This is a genomic window from Dietzia sp. Alg238-R159, from assembly GCF_900537145.1.
GTDB classification, from domain to species: domain Bacteria; phylum Actinomycetota; class Actinomycetes; order Mycobacteriales; family Mycobacteriaceae; genus Dietzia; species Dietzia kunjamensis.
The window spans coordinates 54,835-79,778 of sequence record NZ_UNRI01000010.1 but is presented as its reverse complement, the minus strand read 5'-3'; the positions used below and the strand labels follow the sequence as shown (position 1 = coordinate 79,778).

General features: G+C 67.1%; 23 protein-coding genes. 13 read left to right on the top strand and 10 right to left on the bottom strand.

Features of this window, described 5'->3' with window-relative positions; genetic code table 11:
• Window positions 1-249: 249 nt before the first annotated feature.
• From G6R20_RS16660 to G6R20_RS16650, 3 genes are all read right to left on the bottom strand, one after another.
• Window positions 250-633 (bottom strand): hypothetical protein, encoded by a 384-nt coding sequence (locus tag G6R20_RS16660; RefSeq protein ID WP_163377065.1) that lies wholly within the window; start codon window positions 631-633, stop codon window positions 250-252.
• 102 nt (window positions 634-735) lie between these two features.
• The gene (locus G6R20_RS16655) at window positions 736-927 is read right to left on the bottom strand and encodes a hypothetical protein (protein ID WP_163377064.1); all 192 of its coding nucleotides are present in this window, start codon (window positions 925-927) and stop codon (window positions 736-738) included.
• Window positions 928-1,357: 430 nt separating this feature from the next.
• The gene (locus tag G6R20_RS16650; RefSeq protein WP_163377063.1) at window positions 1,358-3,103 is read right to left on the bottom strand and encodes an SIR2 family protein; all 1,746 of its coding nucleotides are present in this window, start codon (window positions 3,101-3,103) and stop codon (window positions 1,358-1,360) included.
• Window positions 3,104-3,692: 589 nt separating this feature from the next.
• On the opposite strand from G6R20_RS16650, the gene G6R20_RS16645 reads away from it, so the two are divergent.
• The 3 genes from G6R20_RS16645 to G6R20_RS16635 all read left to right on the top strand — a co-directional run bounded on the left by G6R20_RS16645 (window position 3,693) and on the right by G6R20_RS16635 (window position 7,359).
• Window positions 3,693-4,079 carry a VOC family protein gene (locus G6R20_RS16645; protein ID WP_163377062.1) on the top strand — a complete coding sequence of 129 codons (387 nt, stop codon included), beginning with the start codon at window positions 3,693-3,695 and terminating at the stop codon, window positions 4,077-4,079.
• Between the two features lie 306 nt (window positions 4,080-4,385).
• Window positions 4,386-4,640 (top strand): hypothetical protein, encoded by a 255-nt coding sequence (locus G6R20_RS16640; protein WP_163377061.1) that lies wholly within the window; start codon window positions 4,386-4,388, stop codon window positions 4,638-4,640.
• A gap of 100 nt (window positions 4,641-4,740) precedes the next feature.
• Window positions 4,741-7,359, top strand: coding sequence for a LuxR C-terminal-related transcriptional regulator (locus tag G6R20_RS16635; protein ID WP_163377060.1), 2,619 nt, complete (start codon window positions 4,741-4,743; stop codon window positions 7,357-7,359).
• 248 nt (window positions 7,360-7,607) lie between these two features.
• On the opposite strand, the gene G6R20_RS16630 is transcribed toward G6R20_RS16635, so the two are convergent.
• A complete protein-coding gene (locus tag G6R20_RS16630) occupies window positions 7,608-8,477 on the bottom strand; it encodes an NAD(P)H-binding protein (RefSeq protein WP_163377059.1) in 870 nt (289 codons plus the stop codon).
• A gap of 420 nt (window positions 8,478-8,897) precedes the next feature.
• Between G6R20_RS16630 and G6R20_RS16625 the strand changes: the two genes are divergently transcribed.
• Complete coding sequence (locus tag G6R20_RS16625; RefSeq protein WP_163377058.1) at window positions 8,898-10,091, top strand: ATP/GTP-binding protein; 1,194 nt, start codon at window positions 8,898-8,900, stop codon at window positions 10,089-10,091.
• Between the two features lie 752 nt (window positions 10,092-10,843).
• On the opposite strand, the gene G6R20_RS16620 is transcribed toward G6R20_RS16625, so the two are convergent.
• Entirely contained in the window at window positions 10,844-11,599 is a 756-nt protein-coding gene (locus G6R20_RS16620; RefSeq protein ID WP_163377057.1) for a hypothetical protein, read from the bottom strand.
• A gap of 812 nt (window positions 11,600-12,411) precedes the next feature.
• Between G6R20_RS16620 and G6R20_RS16615 the strand changes: the two genes are divergently transcribed.
• From G6R20_RS16615 to G6R20_RS16605, 3 genes are all read left to right on the top strand, one after another.
• Entirely contained in the window at window positions 12,412-13,299 is an 888-nt protein-coding gene (locus tag G6R20_RS16615; protein ID WP_163377056.1) for a hypothetical protein, read from the top strand.
• Between the two features lie 89 nt (window positions 13,300-13,388).
• Window positions 13,389-13,967, top strand: a complete 579-nt coding sequence (locus G6R20_RS16610) for a hypothetical protein (RefSeq protein WP_163377055.1) — start codon at window positions 13,389-13,391, stop codon at window positions 13,965-13,967.
• 73 nt (window positions 13,968-14,040) lie between these two features.
• Entirely contained in the window at window positions 14,041-15,090 is a 1,050-nt protein-coding gene (locus G6R20_RS16605; RefSeq protein ID WP_163377054.1) for a hypothetical protein, read from the top strand.
• 81 nt (window positions 15,091-15,171) lie between these two features.
• Here the strand turns inward: G6R20_RS16605 and G6R20_RS16600 are convergent, their stop codons facing one another.
• Window positions 15,172-16,518, bottom strand: coding sequence for a GMC oxidoreductase (locus tag G6R20_RS16600; protein ID WP_163377053.1), 1,347 nt, complete (start codon window positions 16,516-16,518; stop codon window positions 15,172-15,174).
• Window positions 16,519-16,587: 69 nt separating this feature from the next.
• Here G6R20_RS16600 and G6R20_RS19070 point away from each other — a divergent pair, with 69 nt between their 5' ends.
• From G6R20_RS19070 to G6R20_RS18925, 5 genes are all read left to right on the top strand, one after another.
• Window positions 16,588-16,719: a hypothetical protein gene (locus tag G6R20_RS19070; protein ID WP_275898276.1), complete on the top strand. Its 132-nt coding sequence runs from the start codon at window positions 16,588-16,590 to the stop codon at window positions 16,717-16,719.
• 143 nt (window positions 16,720-16,862) lie between these two features.
• Complete coding sequence (locus tag G6R20_RS16595) at window positions 16,863-17,618, top strand: alpha/beta hydrolase (protein WP_163377052.1); 756 nt, start codon at window positions 16,863-16,865, stop codon at window positions 17,616-17,618.
• A gap of 43 nt (window positions 17,619-17,661) precedes the next feature.
• Complete coding sequence (locus tag G6R20_RS19065; RefSeq protein ID WP_275898275.1) at window positions 17,662-17,787, top strand: hypothetical protein; 126 nt, start codon at window positions 17,662-17,664, stop codon at window positions 17,785-17,787.
• Window positions 17,788-17,831: 44 nt separating this feature from the next.
• Window positions 17,832-18,404: a heme-binding protein gene (locus G6R20_RS16590; protein ID WP_007634051.1), complete on the top strand. Its 573-nt coding sequence runs from the start codon at window positions 17,832-17,834 to the stop codon at window positions 18,402-18,404.
• 72 nt (window positions 18,405-18,476) lie between these two features.
• Window positions 18,477-19,577, top strand: a complete 1,101-nt coding sequence (locus G6R20_RS18925; protein WP_223210271.1) for a hypothetical protein — start codon at window positions 18,477-18,479, stop codon at window positions 19,575-19,577.
• Window positions 19,578-19,816: 239 nt separating this feature from the next.
• On the opposite strand, the gene G6R20_RS16580 is transcribed toward G6R20_RS18925, so the two are convergent.
• Both G6R20_RS16580 and G6R20_RS16575 read right to left on the bottom strand, forming a co-directional pair.
• The gene (locus G6R20_RS16580; RefSeq protein WP_067716045.1) at window positions 19,817-20,485 is read right to left on the bottom strand and encodes a DUF3800 domain-containing protein; all 669 of its coding nucleotides are present in this window, start codon (window positions 20,483-20,485) and stop codon (window positions 19,817-19,819) included.
• A gap of 802 nt (window positions 20,486-21,287) precedes the next feature.
• Entirely contained in the window at window positions 21,288-21,896 is a 609-nt protein-coding gene (locus G6R20_RS16575) for a hypothetical protein (protein ID WP_067716048.1), read from the bottom strand.
• Window positions 21,897-21,965: 69 nt separating this feature from the next.
• Here G6R20_RS16575 and G6R20_RS16570 point away from each other — a divergent pair, with 69 nt between their 5' ends.
• The gene (locus G6R20_RS16570; RefSeq protein ID WP_163377051.1) at window positions 21,966-23,105 is read left to right on the top strand and encodes a plasmid pRiA4b ORF-3 family protein; all 1,140 of its coding nucleotides are present in this window, start codon (window positions 21,966-21,968) and stop codon (window positions 23,103-23,105) included.
• Window positions 23,106-23,136: 31 nt separating this feature from the next.
• Here G6R20_RS16570 and G6R20_RS16565 read toward each other — a convergent pair whose 3' ends face one another.
• The gene (locus tag G6R20_RS16565) at window positions 23,137-24,390 is read right to left on the bottom strand and encodes a type II toxin-antitoxin system HipA family toxin (protein ID WP_163377050.1); all 1,254 of its coding nucleotides are present in this window, start codon (window positions 24,388-24,390) and stop codon (window positions 23,137-23,139) included.
• Window positions 24,383-24,832: a helix-turn-helix transcriptional regulator gene (locus G6R20_RS16560; protein WP_163377049.1), complete on the bottom strand. Its 450-nt coding sequence runs from the start codon at window positions 24,830-24,832 to the stop codon at window positions 24,383-24,385. The genes G6R20_RS16565 and G6R20_RS16560 overlap by 8 nt, the downstream gene beginning before the upstream one ends.
• Between the last annotated feature and the right edge of the window lie 112 nt (window positions 24,833-24,944).

Genomic DNA, 24,944 nt, shown 5'->3' with positions numbered 1-24,944 from the left:
GACGGTCACCTCCAGGTGCTCGTCGACCATGCGCGCATCAAGGACGTACACGTCATCGAGACCGACGAGAACATCGCAGCGGGAACAACGAGACGAAGGTGCGGCGCCAGCGGCAGGCCGGCAGCACCCGATAGGCTCAGACATGGGTCGAGGCCCCTTCGGGATTGGGTGTAGAGGTACTTCCAATCCTTCAGGGCCTCGACCCTCTTGCTCCCTACTGCTTCACCGGCGTGTCGCCCTCACCCACACTCAGATGCGAAGAGCCGGATTACTCATCGTGAGCGGTGCTTCGTTGCGAGTCTGGGGGAGTGCCGGCTCGAGGGGGTCGCGGTCCCGCTGGCCGGTCGTGACGGGGGAGTGGGCGCGGAAGTAGTCGTTGACGTCCGGGCGGTAGAGCAGCGCCAGGACCGCGATGGCCACGAGCGCCACCGCGAGGGAGGTGAGCGACATGAATGTGGGGTGCGCCGCGGCCAGGATGAGCTCGCCGCTGCCCAGCGCCGCGGCCTGAGGCGCCACCGCGCTCCACAGCCCGATGACCGTGCTGCCCGCCAGGAGTGCGGTGTAGACCGCTCGCCCGGCGCGCGAGCCGGTGAAGGTGCAGATCGCGATCGCCGCCCAGGCTGTGGCGACCACGAACGAGGTGTCGATGATCCAGCCGGCCGACGACGCCGCCAGGCCCGCCGCCCCGTCGACCGCCGGCCACGAGTCGGTGAGGAAGCGGTTGATCGCCGTGGCCTACACGACGCCGCGCAGCACGAGCAGCGTCACCAGCGCCGCCGACAGGGCCAGGACCAGCCACAGCTGCCAGGGGCGGGAGATGGGCGGTCGGGTGGGGACGGACGTGCGGTCGCTCGGCGCGGGCTCGCGGCGGATCGGGCCGCTGCGCGGCGCGGGACGGGTGGGGGCGACGGACGTCGGGCGGCTCATGGCGGACACCTCTCGGGACGGCGGCTGCACATCGAGGGTGGGTCGCGCGGGGTGGGACGAGGTGATCGTCCGGCGAGGGGTGGTCGCGTCGATAGCGAGTGGTGCACCTGATTCCCGCGGGCTGACCCGGCCGGTTAGTCCTGTGCTGGCGACTGCGGGTCCGGTTCCGAGCTGCGTGACGATGACGATCTAGCGGCAGGTGTCATCGAGGGCGACCTCTGCTTTGTCAGGATGGCACCAGATGCTCGGTGGATTAGGAATTCCGGACGAAAACGGGGGTGCCTTCTGGCCACCGATCGAATCGCGAGCGCAGATGAAGCGATCGGCCGGTCAGGCACCAGATGGCGATGTAGCCCGTTCGCCATCAGGAAAAAAATAGGCGTGAGGGCGTCGAAGAATTAAGCCGTGCGCGGGGTGACTGAACGATCTCCTAACTAATTCGGGCGACATGGAGAAGGTGCCGCAAAGTTGTCTGTGCCGCATCAGCTAGCGCTCGCTCGATCGTTAGTCTCTCGTTCGGGCTCAACCGTTGAAGAATGCTCGTGTTAGATCCACTTTCGTCTTGATTTGCATTTGAAACTACCTTTTTGAAGGCTGCGTTGAGCGTGATGGCTCCGATGGGGATCTCGTCGACGAGGTCGGCTTCGATCGGGTGTCCCTGTGTTCTAGTGCCTTTTATAGCAAACGGCACGGCGAGAATGCTCGACCATAGCGTCGAGGATTGTCCGGGTTGTAGAGGATCGCATACTGCTACGCCTTGATACATTGCTTTGGCGGCGGTGAACTTAGAGTCTTCGGTTATGCGGATGTTCTTTCGTGTGAGATCGCGATCTTGCGAGAACTGAAAGGAGTTAAGCATGAGTTCAATCGCATAACCTGCTGGGCGAAAGGTTTCGGGGTCAGGCGGCGCGGGTTCGCAGTGTCTCGCCCAGAAGTAAAGCGCAAAGAGTTCGTCATTTCCGTAGCTGGCCACGCTTTCGATGATCTTAGAGATGGCTCGCTGCTCATCCCTAAGGGCTAGCTGCGCATTCTTTCGGATTTCGTCGTCATTTAAGTTTCGGTGCAGTTCGTGTAGGAGTTCTCGCTCACTGCTCGCAGCATCGAGGTCCAGGTTGATTGCCGCGGATTCCTCCCGTTTGGCTACTTGGTTCCATAGTGCGAGGTCTTTCGCAAGCTGATTTACTTGCGCTCTTGACTTGAGGAGGATTGGCTTGGTTTTAAGGTTGGTTTCGAGGTAGAGGGCCGTCGCCTTGCCGATGTCTGCGGAAATTCGGGTCTGGCGACTGTCTCGCAGTGGCAGCGTGCTGAGAATGAAATGACTGAATTGGGCATGCTTTCGCCCGCTGTTACAAGTAGCGCTGGAGTGGAGAGGCTTGAGCAAATTTCGGTCAGTCATGCTCATGCCAACTATTATCGAATCCCTTCTTTCGAGTGCGTCTCGCACTACGCTATGGATTTCGTCTTCATATTGTAGGTAGTCGGCTTCTGAAAGAAGGAATGGAGTTTCGGCTTTGACAACTCCGTACTTCTTGGAAGCGAGACCGTGGAGGTGGAGTACCACGATCGTCTCATCGGGGCTCGCGGGGAGTTCGCAGAGCTCAGACAAAGGGGTCAGCTCGTCGGCGGAATATGCGAACTCCTTCTCGAGGGTCTTCGATATGATCCGAGGCGCGGGGTTGCCTGCAAGTCTCAGTTCCTTTTCGATTGCCGCTTCTAGGATTGTGTCGTAATTCGTTGTGACAATCGTATCGACGAATCCTCGAACCCTCAGTAGTCTCGCCAATGACTGCGCAAGGGGGCCGGGGGGCGGACAGCTCTCATTGCTTTCATAAAGTGTCTCGGCGACGATTTCATGGCTCTGCAGTGTTGCTCCCCGCCGAGCGCTGCGAAGAAGTGCGAACGCCTCTTCGGCTTTCCTTTGTAGGTCGGCACTGCTCTCGTCTAATGACTTGACAGACTTTTCGTCTAGCGAAGAGTGCTTGGCCAATCTGTCGATGAGTCTAGTGACTAGGGCGCTCCAACTTGGGAGGCCAGAGTTCATCGATACGCCCGCGCCAATGAATAGAGTCAAAGCTTGCCCATCGGCGATGCGGTCACGTAAGGCTGGCAGGTGAGCCTGATTGGTGGAGTCGAGACTGCAAAAATCGACCAAATCAATATCGCGGATTGATGTCACAAGCTATCTCTTCTCGTTGAGACCATCGCGCTGATCGCGATCCGTGCCAGCTTGGACGAGCCTAGTTGAGACAGGAACTTTGTAAGGGAACTACTAGAGTTTTCGAGGCTCCACGGCCGCGCGACTGAGACGAGCTGGCACTCCAATTATTTGACGTTGATTCGACTGCTTGCTGTGAGCTTCCGTGAGGAGTGAGGGGGCATCGGTGCGCGAGGGCCCCGGTGGGCGAGGGCCCCGGTGGGTAGGAGCTCGTTTGCGCTAAATTGTTCAGCGGTCGGCGCTGCCGGAGGTGGCGGGAGGCGGATCGCCAGGGTTCCTCTCTGACGGTCTCGGCGGTGACGATCGAACGGGCTTGTCCCACGAAGTTGTCGTGCAGGCCGGTCGAAAATCGGATGAGTGCGCCCGACCATGCGGGCGACATGCCCGCGCCGAGGTACCGCTCGAGCAGCTACTGGTCGGTGATGCGCCCTACGTAGACGTCCTTAAGCTCTTTCGAGAGGGTTCTCGCCCCTTCGCCCCGACGCTGCTCTGGGAAACTGACGGGGCGAGCCACCTGCAGAGTCCGCCGATTAGGACGTAGCTTGGTGCCATGGCTGGCATCAGCGCGGGGCGTGTGGTCGTCGCCCTCGACTGTCCCAACGCGCGCGAGCTCGCCGAGTTCTACGCGTCGATGCTCGGCTGGCGGATACACGACGGCGGGAATCCGGACTGGGTCGACGTCCTGCCGCCGGAAGGCGAGTCGGGCGCGCTCGCGCTCGCCTGCCAGACCGTCCCCGACTTCCTCGCGCCCACCTGGCCAGACGGCCCGGTCCCCTCGCAGGTGCACCTCGACTTCCACGTGAACTCGATCGCGGACGCAGAGCCGACGGTCCTCGCCGCCGGCGCCCGGCGGCACGAGCACCAGCCCAGCCTCGACTGGCGATTCGTGGTGTACCTCGACCCGGTCGGGCACCCGTTCTGCCTCTGCGAGGAGTGAGACCGGGCCGAACGCGCAGCGCGATCCGGCGGCCCGGGCAGGCCGCCCATCCGCTCGATCGCGGGGCTCCCCGTCGAGGACCCACCCAGCATGTCGCGCCTCGGCGCGTGATGCGGGGCGCGGGTGGGGATGACCTTGTCGTCGTCGTCCCGCGGTCTTCCCCCGTCACCCCACGGTGACCCCTCTCTTATCCGGCGACCCTCCGCAGCCGCGCGGCGCTCCGAAAACCCGTAGCGCTACGGGTACCCGGGGCCGGTCGGCGCCGAGACACTGGGTCGTGGAAGCACCAGCCACCAGGAGGGCACTATGACCAGCAGGATTCGACGGGCACTGGCGGGAGGGCCACTGGCCGCGGCCACCGCCACCGGCATCGCTCTGGCCGGAGCGGGAACGGCCAACGCCATCACATTGCCGCCCGAGCCGACCCATCAGGGGACCGAGGGCGAGCAGGCCTACTACCAGGGCGGCGGCGACCCCACCATCCACCGCTTCACCTGGACCGGCGGCGCGTGGCGCTACGACGGATGCGTCGGCGTCGGCTACTACGAGCAAGTGCGGTAATCCCCACTCCCGCAGCCTGTCCTGAGGTTCACTGTCACCAAGGGGTCCGCCGCGTCGGGCCCGCGAGGACAGAGAACCCCGGGACAGGGGCAGGGGAGCGATGCAGGGCCGGACAACTGAACTCGAGTGGCTCGCCGAGCAGCTGGAGGCGGGTGGGTCCGGCCCGCCGCAGCTGACGCTCATCGAGGGCCCGCTGGGCTCCGGGAAGACGGCCCTGCTGTTCAGCGCGCTCGCCGAGCTCGACCGGCCGACGCTGTTCCTGCGCGGCGACCCCTACCCGGACACCGAGACACCCCTCGCGGCCGCGCGGCAACTGGTGGAGCGGCTGTTCGACCAGGATCTCGAGCGCGTCGTAGCCGACCATTCCCCGGCCGCCATCCACCGACAGTGCTGTCGGTTCCTCGAGGCGAGCCCCCGACTGCTCATCATCGACGACGCACAGTGGATCGACCCCGCCTCCCTGCGCCTCTTCGCCGCCGTCCTCCCGCACGCCGCCGGCACCGTCCTGGCCTACCGGACCGGGATGACGCCCACGTCCCTCATCGACGCCGCGCGGCGGGTGGGCGCGACCATCGAGCACCTCACCGTGGGACCGCTCGACGACGACGAGGTCGCCGCTCTCGCCACCGACCTCGATCCCCGGCAGCGCCGGACCGTCGTGGAATCCGCCGCCGGCAATCCGCTGTTCGCCCGCACGCTGATCAGCGCATTTCGGCGGAACCCGCACGCCACCACGCTCGAGCACGTGTTGGACGAGGGTGCGGGGGCGGGCAGTGATGCGTTGAGCTCGGTGGTCGGCGCGGACCTGGCCCGGCTCGACCCGGGCGCGCGGCGCACCCTCACCGCGATCGCCGTGCTCGGCAGCGCCGATCCCGCGCAGTTGGAGGCGGTGACCAGGATGGTCGCGCAGGCGGAGGCGGTGGCCAGCGGTGACGAGATGGGGGCGGTGGCCGGCGTCGTCGACGTGGGCCGGCACCTGGTCGTCCTACGCGACTGGGGCCTCGTCTCGACGTGGGCGGCCGAGCCCCTGCACCCGCTCGTGCGGTTCACGGCCTACTCGCGGGCGCCCGCGGCCGAGCGCGCTGCGCTGCACCGGGCGGCCGCCGCCCTGCCCGGCCAGGACGCGTTCGCCCGGGCCGGCCACCTGGCCTCGCTGGGGCCCGCGGCCACCCCGGAGGAGATCGGCGTGATCCTCGACGCCGCCGAGCGCGCCGCCGACTCCGACCCGCAGGTGGTGGAGCGCTGGCTGGCGGGGATCGGGGGCGCGGCGGCGGGTTCCCGTGGCGCGGCGCCTGCGGCGGCGGGGCACCCCGGCTCGGGCTCCTCCGGTATGGCCCCTGCGGCGGCGGGGCACCTCGGTCGGCGGTGCGATCTGGTCCGCGCGCGGGCGCAGGTGATCATGGGCCAGCCGGACAGGGCGATCGAGGCGCTGCCGGCGCTGATCGACGACCCCCGGGTCGGTCCCGAGGCCCGCGTGCTCTACGCCCACGCCCTGCGGATGTCGGGTCGCCCGGCCGATGCGCACGAGGTCCTCACCGCCCGCGGCGCGGTGCCCCGGCCCGAACTGCTGCTCGAGCTCACCGCCACCAACCCGCAGCTCGACCGGTCCATCCCGGCGGACGCCATGCTCAACGACCTGCTCGACGGCTCTGAGCCGTTCGCCTCCGCCGCGCGGGCGTTCCGGGCGGTGGGGCTGCTCAACAGCGGGGAGGTCGCGGCGGCCCGGACGGAGTTCGCGGGCGTCGCGAGGGTGCTGCTCGACGCCCCGGCCGAGGACCTGCGCGACATCCTCGACGCGGTGACCGCCGCCGGCTGGTCGGCGTACATGCTCGACGACTTCCGGGTGGCCGTAGAGCTGGCCGAGCGGGGACTGCGCGTGGCGCGCCGGTTCGGGCGGGCCGCGCCGCAGCCCGGGCTCGGCTGCGTGCTGGCGTATGCGCTCATCCAGGTGGGGCGTCTGGACGACGCCGATGCCGCCGCCGACGAGGCGATCGCCGCCGCCGAGCGGTTCTGCGTCCCGGACATGGTGGCGATGGCGCGCAACGGCCAGCTGCTGTCGGCGTTCTGGCACCGGGATCCCGACCTCGCGCGGGCTCGCGTGCAGGCGCTGCGGGACGCGCCGCGTCCGGTGGTGCCGTGGTGGCGGCGCACGGTCGAGTCGACGCTCGCCCGCACGGCCGCCATGCTCGGCGAGCCGGTGCCGCACGTCATGGTCCGCGAGCCCGCCGACGCGATGACCCCGATGCGCTTCGCCGACGCCGCGACCGTGGCGATGTTCACCGGGGATCCCGCCGGCGCCCGTCGCCTACTGGAGGAGGGGCGCGAGCTCGGCCGCCGGCACGGGCTGGACAGCCAGGTGGCGTTCCTCGGCGTGCTGCTGGCCGGGCTGATCAACGGTGAGGAGCCGGAGCGGGCCGAGGCGCTGTGGTCTGACGCGGTGGCTGTCTACGAGCGGCTCGGGATGCCCGTCCACCTGCAGATGGTCGCCGAGCAGCTGGCCGAGTTTCGCGCTCGGCGCGCTGAGTCCGCGTACGCCCCGCTCACCGCACGCGAGCGGGAGATCGCCGGGCACCTGGCCGACGGCGCCACTAATCAGCAGATCGCCGACCACCTGGTGCTGAGCCGCCGCACGGTGGAGGAGCACGTCTCCAACATCCTGCGCAAGCTCGGCGTGCGCTCGCGCCACCGGGTCGCGGCGGTCCTCGGCCGGGTCGGCTGAGCGGCGGGGCGACACATCAGCTGCACCCGTCTGACCTGGGGTGCCCTGAAAGCCCCATTCAGGGCACCGCAGGTCAGAGGGTCTGTGCGGGCGGCCGGTCCGGGGGCCGAGGCGCTCCAGCACTGGATGACGCGGCCGGACCCGCGGATCCGGGGACTGCGGGTCGGTCGGGGGTGGTGGGGCTCGTCGTCGTCGCACCTTTCCACGCGTGGCCCGTCGCGGCGGGAGAGCGAGGCGGCGGGCGGTGACTATACGAGCGGGGCGAGCTCCTCGCGGACCCAGCTGCGCAGGCGGGTCGGTGTGGTGGTGACGATCGAGCGGGCCTGCTCGGGTACGAAGTCGTCGCGCAGGCCGGTCGACATGCCGAGGAGTGCGTCCGCCCAGGCCGGCGGCATGCCCGCGCCGAGGAACTGCGCGCGCATCTGCTCGTCGGTGATGCGCTCGACGCGGACCTCGCGGCCCAGCTCCTCTGTGAGGACCCGCGCGACCTGGGCCCACGACAGGTCCTCGGGGCCGTGGACGGCCTGCACGCGCCGCCCGCGCCACCCGGGGTTGAGCAGGGTGAGCGCCGCGACCTGCGCGCTGTCCCGCGGGGCGACCCAGCTCATGGGCGCGTCGAGGGGCAGCACCGTCTGGAGCCGGCCGGCCCGCAGCGACTCCACCTCGAACAGCAGATTGCTGAAGAAGTAGCCGCAGCGCAGGTGGGTGACGGCGGCGTCGGACTGGTCGAGGGCGACCTCCGTGGCGGCGAGACCGTCGATCTCGCCCGCGCCGTGGCGCTTCTCCGCGCCGACGCTGCTCTGGAAGACGACCCGGCCGATCCCGTTCGCCTCGATCGCGGTGACGAGGGACTCTGTTGCGCGGCGATAGTCGGTCAGCGGATCGGGGGACTCGGCGGGCGGGTCGACCCAGTAGAGGGCGCCGACGTCGGCCGTCGCGGCGATGACCTGGCCCGCGTCGCGGGAGTCGGCCTGCCTCGGCTCGGCGTGCTCGGCGACGTCGGCGGGGATCTGGTCCGGGTGGCGGGTGAGCAGGACCGGCCTGACCCCGGCGCGAATGAGCATGCGCGTGAGGTGGCGGCCCACGTTGCCCTGAGGGGTCGTGACGGCGATCTTCATGGGGTCCGTTCTGCCGGTCGCGCTCGTTTGCGCGGGTTACTTCGTGCGGTTTCCACGCTAGGGGCGGCTACGGACTGGGCCTGTCCGCTTGGCGGGGAGGAGGGTTGCGCCGAGTGGCCGCGAGTGCAGGTTTGCGGCCGTGCGGAACCGGGACAACACGGGCGTGGGTGACCGCTTTGCAGCGTCACGCGGGGCACGGGTGAGCGATTGAGGAAGACTTTGATGCTGACGGTGTCGCGGCCCAGGAAGTGATCGTTCTACAAACCTTTGCTGGCGTTAGCGCCCATCGACATCACCGGGGGGGACCAGAGTGCGCGATCTCGGTACGATGACGCGACGCCGGTCGCGGAGTGAGTTCTTCGTCCACTGGAACATGATGGTCTCCCAATCAATGTCAGAGTGATGCGCTACGTTCTTGGAATGGCGAAATACCCGCGGATCAGAGAGCAACACGTCGCAGTCTTCGGCGAGTCGGGCTCCGGGAAGACTGTTCTGGTGTCGTCGTTCTTCGGCCCCACCCAAGAGGGCAGCTATAAGAACGACCTCTGGGATCTCGTCGCGCTTCAGACGGGCCAAGGCCACAGGTTGTACCAGAACTACTTGGGCATGCGAGACGAGGCGCGTACGCCGCTTACTACGAAGTTCGACAGCACGACCTACGAATTCTCCGTCAAACTCAAAGCTGGGGACGGCGATGAATCGAAAAAGCGGCCATTCGATGAACTCCGTCTCGCATGGCACGACTACCCCGGCGAGTGGTTCACAGAAGACCCTAGCAGCGAGGAGGAGAGCAGTCGGCGCACTGAAACCTGGTTGAACCTTCTGCGGTCGGATGTCGCACTTCTCCTTGTCGATGGTCAAAAGCTTCTTGACTACCAGGGCGAAGAAGAGCTCTATCTTAAGTCCCTCCTGAACAACTTCCGCCTTAGCATTTTGCGCACGAAAGACGCATTGCTGGACGCGGACGGTCCTCTCGTTGAGTTCCCCAGGATCTGGATATTCGCGCTGTCTAAGTCCGATCTGCTTCCGGACTGGGACGTGGACGTGTTCCGCGATCTCGTCATCCGCAAGGTCGCAGGCGAGATTGACCGGCTTCGTTCATCTATCGGAGAGCTGATCCAGACGCCGGAGGCACTTTCAATCGGCGAGGATTTCATCCTTCTTTCGTCGGCGAAATTCGAGCTGACGGCAGACGCGGACGACGCAGTGGAAATTGATGTAGCCAAAAGAGTTGGGCTCGATCTGGTTCTGCCGATCGCGTCGCTCTTGCCGCTTGAGCGACGGGTCCAGTGGCAAGAGCAATTCTCGGTACCGTGGAAGGTTGTCGACTCGCTGGCCGATGGCGCCGACGTCATCGCTGCTGCACTCACGGGAGCCAAGTACAAGACCGTCGAGAAGATCCTCGGGAAGGTCGCCATGGGGAATAAGGGAGCGGCGCTCGTTGCCTCAGCATTGCCCTACTTGGCGGAGGCGGTGCGTGTGGCGGGGCCGAAACTCAAAGAGATGAATGAGCAGGCTCGTTCACGGCACGAGAACCTGCGCGCCACACTTCTTCAGTTCAAGCTCGACATGGAGCAAGGCGTGGCGGAGAAGACGCTGGTGACTCGAAAGTGAGTTCTGTTGGCTCTTCGTACTCTCAACTCATCTGGGCCACCAGAGGTCGGCACTGGGGGTTCCGATTTCTATTGAACGCCGGGATCGGCGACCCTTTGTCCACGTATGAGAAGGCGTTTCAAGGTCTCGCGAGCAGTGCGTCGGCCTTCGGCCACGACGGGTCGGTCGCCGCACTGCGCTTCCCCGACCCCGAAGGGCGCCGCGACAGCGCAAGGAGAGTTATCCCGCACGAGTTCGTTCTGCTTGGAGAACTCGCTGAGTCCGTCAATTCGGTCGAAACCGGGGTGCGGTTGATCTGGCCGATGGTGTCGGAGACCTACGCTCGCATCTGGGAGGCAGAGAAGGCGCCCAGTAGAGACGACATCACGGGCGTCCTTTAGCCGGTGCACCGATGCGCTTGTGCGCTGCAGTGCGTTTCGTTCGTTGAGGCTGCAGGCCAAGTGAAGCACGTTGTCTGCCGCCTGGTTTTGCTCACTGAGTAGGGAGACGCGCCGCACCGAAGTGGTCGCAAGTGCAAGTTTGCGTCGTCGGCGACTTGGGAAAACGTGGGCGTTTGCGACCGCTCGGCGGTGCGATGCTTACCGGGGTGCGCCGCGGCCCTGCGGAGATTCTGGGCAGAGGATGCGGGGTCCCACCGTGGCGCCGCGCGGGTCGGGGGCAGATCTGAATCGTCCGCGGACGGCGGGCCCGGGGAGGAATGGACGAGCTCGTCGTCGTCACCTACCCCGGGCGCGCCTGGCACGGGCCGTGGGTCAGCTCCCCGCCGCCCCGGCGAGGATCTGGCCCACGTCGATCTGGTTGATGAGGTCGGCGGAGAACGTCGCGGGGCTGCCCGCGATCCCCTCCAGGGTCGCGGAGCCGGCGCTGAGCGACCCCAGGCCCAGCCCGTCGAGGCTGCCCGCGACCTGCTCGGCCGCGTTCTTCTCGCGGATGGTCACGCACGTGCCGATGGGGTTGGCGACCTTCTTGCCATCCGCCAGCACGAGCGTCATGCCCGCGCCGGTGTCCAGCACGTCACCCGGGGTGGCGTCGGCCGGGACGCGGTAAGTGGTCTCCAGCGTGGCGTGCGCGCCGCCCGCCGTGGTCCAGCCCGCGCTCTCCCGGTACACCGACGACGTGGCCGCGTTGGTGCGCACGTCGTCGGTGACGGTGGTCCAGGTCTGCCCGCCGACGACCTTCCACACGCTCTCGCGGGCACTCACCAACACGAAGCCCTCCGGGTGGAAATCCTCGAGGCGGGTCACCAGGGCCCCCGCCCCGCTCGCGGTGGTCCGGAATGTCACAGTCCCGCCCGGCGCCGCGGTGCCATCGCCCACCACCTCCTTGGTCAGGTGGTATTTGAAGCCGGCGCTGCCCGCCCAGCTGAAGGTCCGGGTCTGGCTGGTGGCGCAGTTCGCGGTGGTGGTGGGTTCGGCCACCGCGGTGGCGGCGGTGGCGGGAAGTAGCGCGGCGACCAACAGGGCGGCGGTCAGGGCGGAGGCGGTACGGCGGGCGGTGGGGCGGGGCATGGTGAGCCTTTCGACGGGGGGACGTACGGCGCGGTGCCGGGTGACGTGCATGGCGGACTGGACCTGCGTCCGTCTGCGCTTGAACGCCGGTGGTGTGGGCCCGCCGGCTTACGTTCCCTGGTCATCGCGTTGCGCGCTATTTGAGCTCGGTCTCGGAGCACGGCGCGAATGTGATGGACGTTACATAAGTGTGACTTCGATAAAATAACTTCAGGTTTGGCGCCCGTCAAGAGGAATGTAAAGCCTGCGGGTCGAGCGGTCGGCGCGGGTGGGCAGGGGCTCCCAGCGTCTATGTGCGCAGTTCGGGGCGGCGGCCCGGTGCAAAGCTCTCGGTAGTCACACGAGCGGGCGGGGGCCACTGCAGGCGCCGCGGCTACCTGGACTGGTGATCACTAATGCGGATGCGAATACCGCGCCGCCTACGCGGGCGCCGGTGGTCTCGCGCAGCGTGGCCGGCGGCGCCATCGCCGGGGAAGCAGACCGCGCTTTCCGTCCCCGCTGCCGCAGCAACGTCCAGCATGCTGTTCGTGGGCGTAGCTGCTGCTCCACTAATCGGACAGTGGTCCGACCTAAAGACACTCCGATGTTATGCGGATGATGTGGAGTCCAGCCCGTTCGTGGCGGGCAAGTGGCGGCCCGGGCAGGCCTCTGACTAGCCGTTATCCGCACGAAGGCGTGCCCTTTCCCAGGGCGGCGGGCCGCCTCCGACGGGTGAATGCTGTGTGACCTTTGACACATGACCAGCTGAACGTTAAGTTGCTCTTCATTAACTGAGGGGCGCTCGAGATGTCCCGCTGGCATGGAGGAGTCCCGTGACGCAGCTCGTAGTAGTGCGGCTGGTAGCTATGTGGCTTGCGGCCACTGTGGCGGCGGTGGCGGTACTCCCGGCGTCTGACTCGCGGGCGGTTGAGGTGGGGCTGGGCACGTCGTTGGTCGGCTCAAACTCCGGGGTCCTGCTCGCCGACGCCGCACCCGGCCAGACCATCACCCAGCGAATGCGGGTAAGCAACGGATCTGCACGGGCAAACGACATTCGGCTCTACGCAGGTGCCGTGTGGCCCGAGAACGGCGTCTTGGTAGACGACGCGGCAGGCGGGTCCAACGCGCTATCGGAGTGGATAACTCTGGAACAGGATCAGGTGAGGATCTCCCCAGGCCAGAGCGCAGTGGTCGACTTCGTGGTCAGGGTTCCGGAAGACGCGCCCGACGCGGAGCACCACGCGGTGGTGTGGGCTGAGACCGGGTCCGCGCGATCCGGAGTGCGCGTTCGTCTCACTGTCACCGGGAACAATGGTCCGGCGCCGAGCTTCACCGTGGACGGGGTGAGGCCCGCCCGACTCGCCAGTGGGGAGATGGCCCTCGAAGTGCTGACCACGGCCGTCGGACCGCGCGCCTCCTCCATGTCCGGAGCTCTGCGACTGGTCGACGGTCCGGGCAACAGGTGGGTTCCGGACAAGCCGGTCCCGCGCGTCGAGGTGGCGCCGGGTACCAGCACTGTGATCCGAATTCCGATGGGTGACGGTATCGGCCTTCCGGCCGGTCCATGGACCGCCCGCGGGGTTGTGCACAACGGCTATGCCCGGGTCCGGATCGACGAGACAGTGGTGTTCCCCGACGTTCCGGCACCGGATCCGGGCGGCTCAGCAGCCGGATCGCTCGGCTCGCTCACCGGCTCGTCGGCGTCCCTCGCCGGCCTCTGACCCCCTGCCCGGTCAGTCCCACCCCCCTCGACCCACCGGCCGGCGCAACGGGCGCCGGATTACCCGGGGCGAACAAGAATGGAGCAAGTATGCGCAAGATAGTCGCACCACTGGCGGGGCTCGCGGTCGCCGCAACGGCGCTGGTGACCCCCGCTGTCGGACACGCCGCCGAGGGCACCACCACGGTGACGGTGAACGTTCCCGAGGGAACCGGCGGGAACCTGTCGGTCACCGTGGCCGGATCGGTCAGCCTGCTGGCGAGCCTCACCCAGGCCGATGTCTCCTCCGGCATCGGCACGGTGACGGGTGTGTCCGACAACAGGACCAATGTCCGTCCCCGTGCGTGGACCGCCAGTGTGTCCATGACCCCTCTCACGGCGGAGAACGGGACGGACACGATTCCGTCCGACAAGGTCTTCTACCGGGTCACGGGACCCACCTGGGACTCTAACGGCACCCGGGAAAACCTCGCGTCCGACTGGGTGTCGCTCGGTCAGCCGACCCCTGTCTTCGAGCGTGCGGGGCAGACCTACTCGGTGGTGCAGTACACGTCGTGGACGCCTCAGATCAAGGTGGAGTTCCCGACTATCGAGGACGCCTCGGGGAACCGACTGCCGGCGGTGGCTGCCGGTCGGTACACCGGCACGCTGACCACGTCGGTCGCCTGACAACAATTGGTTTCCGCGTGATGGTCGGGGCGGTCGGATCGCCCGCCCCGACCACTCCTGTCCGAGGTGGGTAATGAACACTGTTCGAACGTTGAGCGCCCTGTGGGCTGTGGCGATCCTGGCGCTGGTGGTGACCCTCCCGGGAGCGCCGCTCGCGTCCGCGCAACCGCCTGACGCCGCAGGCGGAACGATCGGCATCCGGATCGGCGACGGGAGGGTCGGCCCGGACGGGGACCCGCGCGCACAGATCTACATCGTCGACCACGTTCCGCCTGGTTCCGAGCTCACCCGGGAACTCGTGGTGACGAACGGCACCAACCAGACGCAGACCGTTGATGTCTACCCTGGCCCGGCGGCGATCGAGGACGGGGTGTTCGTCGTGGCGGACAAGGGCCGGACGAGTGCGCTCACCTCGTGGACCGACGTGGGGCAGACGCCGGTCGTGATCGGCAGCGGCGAGGAAGCCGTCATCCCGGTGCGTATCACCGTTCCTCCCGACGCGCCCGAGGGGGAGTTCTACGGGGTGGTGTGGGCAGCCGTCGCCACCGGGACCGATGCCAACGGGATCACGAGCATCTCCCGGGTCGGAGTACGGATCTACCTCTCCGTCGGCGAGGGGAACGGGCCTGCCGCAGACTTCTCGATCTCGGAACTCACCACCGAGCGGGCGCCTGACGGCACCGCCGTCGTGGTGGCGCACGTCGTCAACACCGGTGGCCGCGCCGTGGACCTGAACGGATCGCTCGATCTCACCGACGGGCCCGGCGGCCTCAGCGCATCGACCGTGGAGAGTCAGGTCGCCACGATCGCACCCGCTACCGAGGGCCGTGTGCTGTTCGAACTCTCGGACAGCGCTTCGCTGCCTGCAGGGCCGTGGAATGCGCGAGTGCAGTTGACGAGTGGTTTCAAGGACGACGCCAGGTCCGAGACGGTCACCTTCCCAGACGCGGGTTCGGTGGTCACCGATCCTGATGAAGGGGTCTCGTGGCTGGCGATGGTGGGTGCCATCGCGGCGATAGGGCTCGCGCTGGTTCTGGTGGTTGTCGGGGTCCGGGCCGCCACCCGGCGCGGCCGGAGTCGGGCGGAGGGCTCACCGCGGCCCGACGTGGCCGATCGGTCCTGACAGCGCTCCCGCCCGGGCCGGACCCCCCGAGGGTCCGGCCCGTCGCGTTGCGCCGAGGCGCGGGGCCCGGCGCAGTGCGGCCTACCCCAGGTCGCTGGCGATGATGGCGTCCATGTTCCGCTCGGCCAGCGCGGTGATGGTGACAAAGGGGTTGACGCCCACGTTGCCCGGCACCAGAGAGCCGTCCATCACGTAGAGGCCGGGGTACTCGTGGAGGCGGCCGTGGGAGTCGGTCGCGCGGCCGAGGATGCAGCCGCCGAGCGGGTGGTAGGTGAAGTCGTCGCCCCAGGTCTTGTACACGCCGAACAGGTCGGTGCGGTAGACCGTGCCCTCCTTCTTGTTGATTTTGTCGAAGACGCGCTTGGCCATGGCGATCCCCGGCTGGTTCTGCGCCGTGCTCCACGTGAGGTCCACCTTGCCGGTGGCGGAGTTGAACTGGAAGCGGGCCCGCTCTGGGTTGTTGGCGATCGCCAGGTAGAGGCTCACGTAGGTCTCGAGGCCGGCCGGCAGGGGCGCGATCTCGGCGAAGATCGAGGCGGTGGGGTCGTTCCAGTTGTCGATCCCGAGGGTGGGGATGGTCGACTGCTTAGAGCCGGTGGCGTCCCACATGTGGTTGGCGCGGCCCACCATGATGTTGCCGTTGTTGCCCCAGCCCTCGCCGACCTGCGAGGACAGGTTGGGCAGCAGGCCCTGCGCCTTCATCGACACGAGCAGCTTGCTGGTGCCGACGCTGCCGGCGGCAAAGAAGACCTTGTCGGCGTTGACGGTCTTGGTGGCGATCACCGCGCCCTGCTCGTCGATCTGCTCGATCGTCACCCGGTAGCCGCCGCCGTTGGCGGGCGCGACGGCGGTGACCCGGTGCAGGGGCGAGATGGTGAGGCGCCCGGTGGCGGCGGCCTGGGCGAGGTAGGTCTTGTCCAGGGATTTCTTGCCGGCGTGGTTGCCGTAGATGACCTCGCCGCCCAGCGCGGACGGCGTCGCGGTGCCCGCGGCCTCGCGCTTCATGTACTCGAAGTCGTAGACGTTGGGCACGAACGTCGTGGCGAAACCGGAGCGGTGCGCGGTCTTCCGCCCCACGCGGGCGTACTGGTACCAGGGGCTCGATTCGAACCACGCCTGGTCCACGTGGTTGACGCCCAGGGTGGCATTGGCGCGCGGGAAGTAGGTCGAGTACATCTGGTCCGCGTCGACGCCCGGCAGGATGTGCTCGAAGTGGCTGCGCTTGGGCGTGACCGCCATGCCGCCGTTGACCAGCGAGCCGCCGCCCACGCCGCGGCCCTGGTAGACCTTGATGCCCGCGAACTTCTCGGCGTCGAGGATCCCCACGTAGCGCTCGACCTTGCGGTTGATGCCGAAGCCCATGAAGTTGCTGACCGGCTGACTGGTGGTGTCCGAGAGCCAGGTGGAGCGCTTGTCCGGATTGAGCATCCCCGAGAAGATCTTGCCGTCCGGCCCCGGTGTGTCCCAGCTGCGGCCCAGGACCAGAATGCTCCCGCGGTGGACAAGCCTGAAGAGACGGTGGATCCCGTCGAGCCCACTGTCGAGCCGACTGTCGAGCCAGAGTCCGGTGAAGCGCCGGAAGTCGACCTGTGCGAAGCCGACGATTCTCCCGAGGCATGCCAGGAGTAGGAGACCCGTCCGCGGGCATTTCGGGGCGGCAGACTTGGTGGGAGAGAGGACGTTGTAGTCGTCGTCATCGTGCCTCTCGGGTTTCCTCCTGTGTTTCCTTGGCCGCCAGCTGCTCGCGGTAGCCGCGGGTAGGGTCGGTTCCCATGACGAACCTCGTCCTCCTCCCCGGCCTCCACGGTGACGCGCAGACGTGGGCGCCGGTCATGCGCGCGATGCCGGACGGCGTCCACGCCACGCCGCTGGACCTTCCGGCCGAGGCCGACCTCGATGCGCTCGTCGACGAGGTCGCCGTCCGGGTCGCGCCCGGCAGCGTCCTCGTGGGGCATTCGCTCGGTGGCGTGGTGGCGATGCATCTCGCCGAACGGCACCCGTCGCTGCTGGCGGGACTCGTCCTGGTCACCGCCCCGGTGGGTGCTGAGGATCCGGAGTCGGCGAGGGCGCGGGCTGACCGCGCTGCAGGCCTGAGTCCGGAGGCGTATGAGGAGATCGCGCTCGACGGCATGGAGTCGGTGTATTACGGCGACCGCGGCCACGATCCCGAGGTTCGGGACGAGCGGCTGCGCGCGGCGCGGGTGTACGGGCCGAAGCGGTTCGCCGCCCATTCGGTGGCGATCGGTGCGCGGCCCGACCGCAGCGAGTTTCCCGCGCAGGCCGGTGTCCCGGTGCTGATCGTGGGCGCGTCGGACGACCTGGTGGTGCCCACCGCGGAGCAGCGGCGGTGGGCTGAGGCGAATGGGGCTGGGTCGGGCGGCGCCGGGGCTGGTGCTGTTGCGAAGGGTGACGTGGGTGGTCCCGTGACCTACGTCGAGATCCCCGAGACCGGACACATGCTGCCGGTGGAGGCCCCGGACGAGTTGGCCGGCGCGATCGTCGACTGGCTTCGCGGACTCTCGGGCTGACCTGGCAGGTTCCGCGCCACTCGGCAGCCGCGGGTCGGGCGGGGTGGCGGAGAACCTCGTCGTCGTCGTCGTCGTCGTTGTCGTTGTCGTCGTCATAGTCGTCGTCGCGACTTCCACCCGCACCACATCGCCCAGGGGCATGCTCGCCTGGCAGTCTCCGGTGACTTGACGCGCGGCGCCGCCACTGGCCGCTCGCGCGCGTACCGTCGATCCATGACCGAGCAGCAGCCGTACGAGGTCCTCGAGCGGTACCCGGAGTTCGAGCTGCGTCGGTACCCCTCCCACGCGGTGGCGGAGGTGTCCGTTCACGGGTCCTTCGGCAGCGCCGGCAACCAGGCGTTCAGGGCGCTCTTCAGGTACATCACCGGTCACAACGAGTCGGCCGGATCGATCGCCATGACGGCACCGGTCGTCCAGGAGTCACCGGGCTCCGAGAAGGTCGCGATGACCGCGCCCGTGGTCCAGGCCGAGGCCGACGGCGACGAGCACATCGTCGCCTTTGTGCTGCCCGCCTCGCTCACCGCCGCGACTGCGCCGGTGCCCACCGATCCTCGGGTGCGGGTCAGGCAGGTCCCCGAACGGATCGCGGCAGCGGTGCGCTACTCCGGACGGTGGAGCGCGTCGGCCTATCGACGTCACCTGACCGAGCTCGAGGCCGCGATCGGCTGGGCCGGGCTGGTCGCCACCGGGCTGCCCAGGTACGCCCGATTCGACCCGCCGTTCACGCCGTGGTTCCTGCGGCGCAACGAGGTCGTGCAGGACGTGGTGTGGCCCGGCGAGGGCTGAGTCGCGTCGCGCTGGCGGTGTTCGGCAAATTGTCCGCTTCCGTTGGCTGCGGAACGGCGCTATTATCCGAACATGATAAACGGCAAGACGATAGATTCGAGACCCCCTTCGGACGCGGAACTCGTCAATGCCGCGTCCCAGACACTTCGCGAGAGACTCCCGCCGGAGTGGAAGATCGATACCAGGCAGGGCGCTACATCGTCGACATCTGGCGGAGCCGATTCTCTGATTGTCGCCGAGGCTCCCGATGGGAGTGCCGCAACATTCTGTGTCACCGTCAAGAGCGCCGTCGTAGCTCGCGACATACCTGCGCTTCGGAAGAGGTGCGGCGACACTATGGCCCAGGTGCCGGACAGTGGGTGCCTGGTCTTGACTCGCTATCTCGCGCCCGCCGACCGTGCGCGGCTCGACGAGGCTGGCATTTCATACATCGATGCGACCGGCAATATGAGGGTTTCATCCCCCGTTCCCGCACTCTTCGTCTCGGATCGTGGTGCCGAAAGAGATCCCTGGCGGGGGCCAGGGCGCCCGAGGGGCACCCTCAAGGGAGAACCCGCAGCGAAGGTAGTCAGAGCGCTACTCGATCTTCCCGGGCCATGGCGTGTGCGGGAACTCGCCGACGTCGCCAATGCCTCGGTGGGGTCGGTATACCGTGTGATGCAGTTTCTCGAAGATCAGGAACTTGCGCAGCGGCTGCCTGACCGGCGATTCCTGGTGTCCGATTGGGCAGCTCTTCTGCGCAGATGGAGCGACGACTATCAGTTGCTCCGGTCCAATGCCGTGTCCCATTGGATCGCTCCCCGGGGCCTGTCGGACCTTCTCGATACGGTGCGCGAGGAAGAGGACGTCGACTACGCGCTGACCGGGTCCGTCGCAGCAGCAGCGTGGGCTGCCTACGCACCAGCCAGGTCGGCGATGGTGTACGTCCGAAACGTCGAACGTGCAGCGGCGAACTGGGGCTTGCGCGCGACCGAAGCGGGAGCGAACGTGCTGCTGATCGAACCCACTTACCCCGTCGTCATGGAACGCGCCATGACCGCGTTGGAAGGGCTCACGGTCGCCCGCCCGGCCCAGGTGGCTGTGGACCTCATGACCGGGCCGGGCCGGGCACCCGCAGAGGCGAACGAGTTGATCGAATGGATGAGGGCACATGAACAGTCCTGGAGGGGGTAGTGGCGATCTGCTCGTCAGTGCCCGGTCTGCGCTTCTGGACGCGGCCGAGGCGTTGTCCGAGCAGGCCGCAGTCGACGGGCTGATTGCGAGACCGGCATGGAGGGCCGCCCGTCATGACCTCGACACGCTTTGGGGCTGTCAAGTTGCTTGACACGGTGGTACGTTTTCAGTGCGACCCCAATCGACGAAAGAGCCCCTGGGCTTCGGGAATGATCCCTAGTTGGTTGGGGTTTCGTGCGTCAGTAGTAGTGCTCGGTGCCGTACCCGAAGTAGTCACTCTCGATCCTGATCTTGCTCCGGATCAGTCTGTGAGCCCGGTCGTCGCCGGTCTCCCACTTCCGTGTGACCGCCCAGGTGCAGTAGTCCGCAGCCTGGAGACCGAAGTCGGACTCATCCCGCCAGAATGCCAATACTCGCTTGGCGCGGAAGGGCAGACACTGGGCCATGACATCGTCCACGGCGCCCCTGAACGCAGCCCGGGTCTTCCTGGTTCCCATCTGAGCGGCGACGACCTGGATGGAATCGCCCTGGTGGAACAACTGAGGGGCGGCCCGACTGAGATGAAAAAACCAGGCGTACTGGTAGAACTTCGGTTCGGTTGGGCGGATCGAGGGCTGGGCCTTGGACTTCTCCAACAGAGTGATGTCGAACCGGAACTCAAGTTCCACCAAGGCGTCGAACACCGCGTCTCGCACGACCTGGGCGTCCGGAGAGGCGTGAAAACACGAATCCAAACCCTGGGCCTTCCAGGCCAGTTCGTCCCGGAGCCGCATGAGGCGCGTCCGGAGCGCCCACACCTGTTCTTCGTCGGCGCACAGCGTGCCAACCGCGAAGTACCTGGATGCCTTCCCATTGCGGAGGAACTGGAGGTCGCCACTCTCATCTGCGAACAGATACTTGATCGCCACGAAGGGGCCTTTCTCTCGACTGCCACCTATGGAAGCACATCGAGAGGACACTCCTCGGGCGGGAAACTCACTAAGCGCCATTACCCGCAGATGACATAAAGGCAGGTCAGCGCGAATATTCAGCTGTTAATCCACAGGCACTCCCCAGCAAGTCACAGCCTTGTAGGCCCCTGTGACGAGTTGAGGGCGCGGTGGGTGAATAGCGTGGACCAGCTCTACGTCGCGCCGCACGAGTTGGTCTATGCCGGTCGGTTCGAATGGCGGGAAGTGGCGGTCCGCTCTCGGCGGTCGTGGGCCTTGTCGTCGTCGCCCTCAAGACCGCAGTCCACGTCGGACAGCGAGCGTTAAGACGGAGCGGGTCCGGTGAGCCACGAGGTGATCACGTTATTTGTCAGCTCGGGGATCGGGCCCTCGCCGGTGGAGCCGTCGCCCCACCGCGGAAGGTCCACCCAGATGCGCAATGGTGGACTGCCGATCATCGGGAGGTCGACATGGGCGAGTGGGCGCATCGTCGAGGCGAGCACGTCCCTTTCGGAGGTCCCGCAGTTGAGCGCCGGGGCGACACCCGGCAGGCAGATCACCTCGGCTCTCCGCCACCCCGGCGCCGTGGGCCTACACAAGGGACCCCGCCACTCCGCGCAACTACCGCACGTCGCTCGACCCGCGTGCTGACCGTCCTGGCCTCCGCCCGATCGCTCCGCGTCGGGGGCGAGCGCCCCGGATCGAGCGGGATCGTCCACTCGGCGGGATCCGCCCGGTGGTTGGGGGCTCGGTGCGCGGAGCGCGGGAGCGGCGGCCGTCGTCATCGCTTTCGCGCCGGCACGTGAGCGATGTCGACGGACAGCGGGCGCCACGAGATTCCCGGGATCGAGTGCAGGGGAGCGAACGGGTCCGCGGCGCGTTGCCAGGCGACCGCCAGGCTGTCCGCGATGAGGTCGGCGTCGGCGGGGTGGGCGCGCGTGGCGACGCGACGCAGGAGCTGGACGTCGGTGAGCTTGACCGTGACCGTCCACGTGATCGTGCCCCGGTCGTAGGTCTCGGTGGTCACAGTGCTCTCGACATCGAGAACCCGGAACGCGTTCTCTTCGAGGAGCTCCTCCTGACCGCGCGTAGGCCAGATCAGCCAGGCCAGTTGAGGCAGTGGAGGAAGGTCGGGATCGGGTCCCGCATCCTCACTCGCAGGATCCTCGATCACCTCACCGGAGAACGCGTCGACCACCACGGTGTCCTTGAGGTACCGCGTGAGGGCCGCCGTTACCGTCGCCGCATCGACGATGGTCACCTCCGCGGTGACAGTGCAGGCCCACGTCTCGCGGTTCCTCCCGGGACGGGGCTGCGCAGGCGAGGGCTGCGGGGTGGGCTCAGGCGCGGACTCGGGTAGGTCGAACAGCCCGGGCTCGTCGGTGTCCATGGCGGCTGAGCCTACTTTCCCGAACGGGGGCGTCCCAGCACGCCACTCGCATCTCGTATCGTCGGTGAGGTGACGCCTTCGACAGATCGCCCCTACGGACCAGGCGACCTCACCGCAGACGAGTTGAAGCACGCGGTTCTCGACGCATTGGCGAGCGCGGGAGTCCCGCAGACCGAGTTGATGGCCTCGCTGGCGGCCGGGGCTGACTATCAGTCCCCGTGGGAACGCCCGGCCGTCAACCGGCGGCACCCGAGGCGCGAGTCGCCGGTGACGTATCGCGTCAAGGTCGAGCTGCTGGACTCGTCCCCGCCCATCTGGCGACGCCTGGACCTGCGTAGCGACCTGGAGTTGCCGCGCCTGCACCTGATCCTGCAGGAAGCCATGGGCTGGACGAACAGTCACCTCCACGAGTTCGTCCACGCATCCTCGCGCCAGGACCGCGATGCCGAGCGCTTCGCCTCCATGGACTACCCCGACGCCGGGGAGATGGGCGAGCTCGACGAGGCCGACGTACGGCTCGACGAGCTGGCGCACAGCGTGGGCGACAAGTTCCTCTACCTGTACGACTTCGGTGACGGTTGGTCGCACCGCGTCACCGTGGAGAAGGTCCTGGAACCTGACGACGACGACGGCGAGTTCCCCGATGCGACCGTGGTGGCCGGTCGCCGAGCATGCCCACCGGAGGACTGCGGGGGAGTCTGGTCATACACCGAGTGGATCGCCGGGGACATGGACCCGGAGGACTGGGACCCGGAGGTGATCGAGTTCTGGGCTGGGTGGGACGCGGAAGAATTCGACCTCGAGGATGCGCAGCGGCGAGTGGCCGGTATCGCCGACACGCCCGCCACGCTCAGGGAAGTCCAGCGGGACGAGGCCGCGAAGCTGCAGATCCTGCTTGAGCGGATCGGGGACGGCGTCAAGCTCACCGCGGCCGGGTACCTGCCGCCGACGATGGTCGAGCAACTCATGGCCGACACCGGCTGGGACCGCACGTGGATCGGGAAGAACAATCGCGAAGACCTCACGTTCCCGATCTGGCAGCTGCGGGACTGGGCCCGCGCGCTGGGGCTGGTGCGCAAGTACAAGGGCGAGCTCCGGCCGACCCGCCGGGGCTCGGCGCTGAAGAACGACCACGAGGGCCTCACCGAGCTGATCGCCCGGAGCCTGCCGCACGACCGGCTCTACGGCACCCCGCTCGACTGGTGGTGACAGGCGTCGTCGTGGCCGCAACTCGGAGAGCTCACCCGAACCAGGCGAGAACCTGCCGACACTGAGCATCGACCCCATCCAGAAGTGTCTCCGCCAATCGGTGTTCGTCGTCCGTGCGCGGGGCGTGCACATCGAGGGCAGCTCGGAGTGCCCCGGGCAAGTCACCAGCGTCAAGGTAGAGCTGGGCGGTGACGACATTCGGGTCGAGATCATTGGCTTCGGCGAAGGTAATCCAGTGGCGGAGGGTGATCTCGTCGTAGCCGTACCGGCTACCGATCTTCATGGCGAGTCTGCGCTGACTCCGACTCGGGGAGTAGGGGTAGATCGACGCGATGTCGTAGAGCGGTGCGAGCCGGGGTGGTGCATCGTCGGTGTGGAGGATCGCGTAGTTCTTGGCGTGGGCGTCGGTTGCGCCGAGGAGGAAGTTGATCGAAAGGGCTCGAACGAATAGCCAGATGTCGTCCTCGAGGCGGAGCGACCGTAGGAAGGCGATGACATTGCCGGGGGATGGACCTCCGTCGGCCTGGTACTTACGTGACGGGTGAACAGCGAGAGCTTGGCATAGGTCCTCTTGATGGACACGGGTCACGGTTCCATCCGAGGCGACGTGGCGGTCCCAACGACGGCTGACTACAGCAGAAGTGCCGGCGAAGTCGACGTAGTCAGTGTCCGCCGTCGGCAGTCCGATTATCCGGACTGCTTCCAGACACAGGACTTCGTTGTACGCCTGGCAGTGGAGATCGGTAACACCGGGCTTGATGATGTGCGTAGTGGGGATCGCACCGGTCGCCTGGTACCACTGGCCTCCCCGGTGATGGAGAGCGATCTTCTCCTGAGCTCCGGCAAGAGACCAATGCTCGCCGTGGAGCTGCCAGGATGGCTGCCTGCTCGTGATGAGCTCCTTGAGTCTCTCGCCGATGTCGGAGTCCGACATCGGTATGAGGCTCCCGTCGTCGATCTCGTCCATCGCCTCCGTGCGGAGGAACTGCACAGCGCCCGCGCAATCGCGACCCACAACGGAGAGCAGGGAGAACGTGTTGCCCGCGACGGCACCGTAGGTGCGGGCGATCTCGACCCGCGCGGCCTGATCGCCCGGCAATAGTCCGTCGAGGAAGGGTTCAACGCGATCCGGGCCCCAGGGTTGACGCCGTCTGGGCATGGACAACGAGAGATTCCGTTCCGGGCCGTCGAGATCGTAGGAGAACCAATGTTTGCCATGACGGTCCTCCCTCAACGTCCCCAGTCGCTGGCCTGACAGTAGGACGGCGAGCTCCTTGTCAGTCATCGGAGGATCGCCGGTCGAGGTCATCTGCAATGGCGCGGGCACGGTGGGATTCCCGAATGGCGCGAGCAGCTGCAAGGGCAGCTTCATCGAGGGGAGCCGGATGTGCGGCGGTGAGGGCTTCGCCATCGCCCGCCGGTGCATCGACCGTGTCGGATTCTCTTGGCGAGCGCCGTGCGCGTCGGGCTGATTCGAGTACGAGGGGCATTGAGTCAGGAACGGTGTACGACAAGCGGATTGTGATGGCCAGAACGTCCATCATCGCGAGCACTTTGCTCAGTGACGCGTTGGAAGTGTGTCCGCTCTCGAAGAGGCTCACCCACGAGCGATTGAGGTGGGCTGCCGCCGCGAGGTCGGCCTGACTCATCCCCGCGGCGAGACGGGCGTCCCTCACCGACGTAGCGATGTCGGTAACGGTCCGGGCCTGAGCGGCGAACGTTGCCATGATGCTCCCGATGTTCGGCGGATCAAACAAATCGTAAACGTTCGAAATAGCTAACACAAGCGGTCACGTTCGCTATTTCCAACACTGCGGGCGCGCACGGCGGTTGTCATCG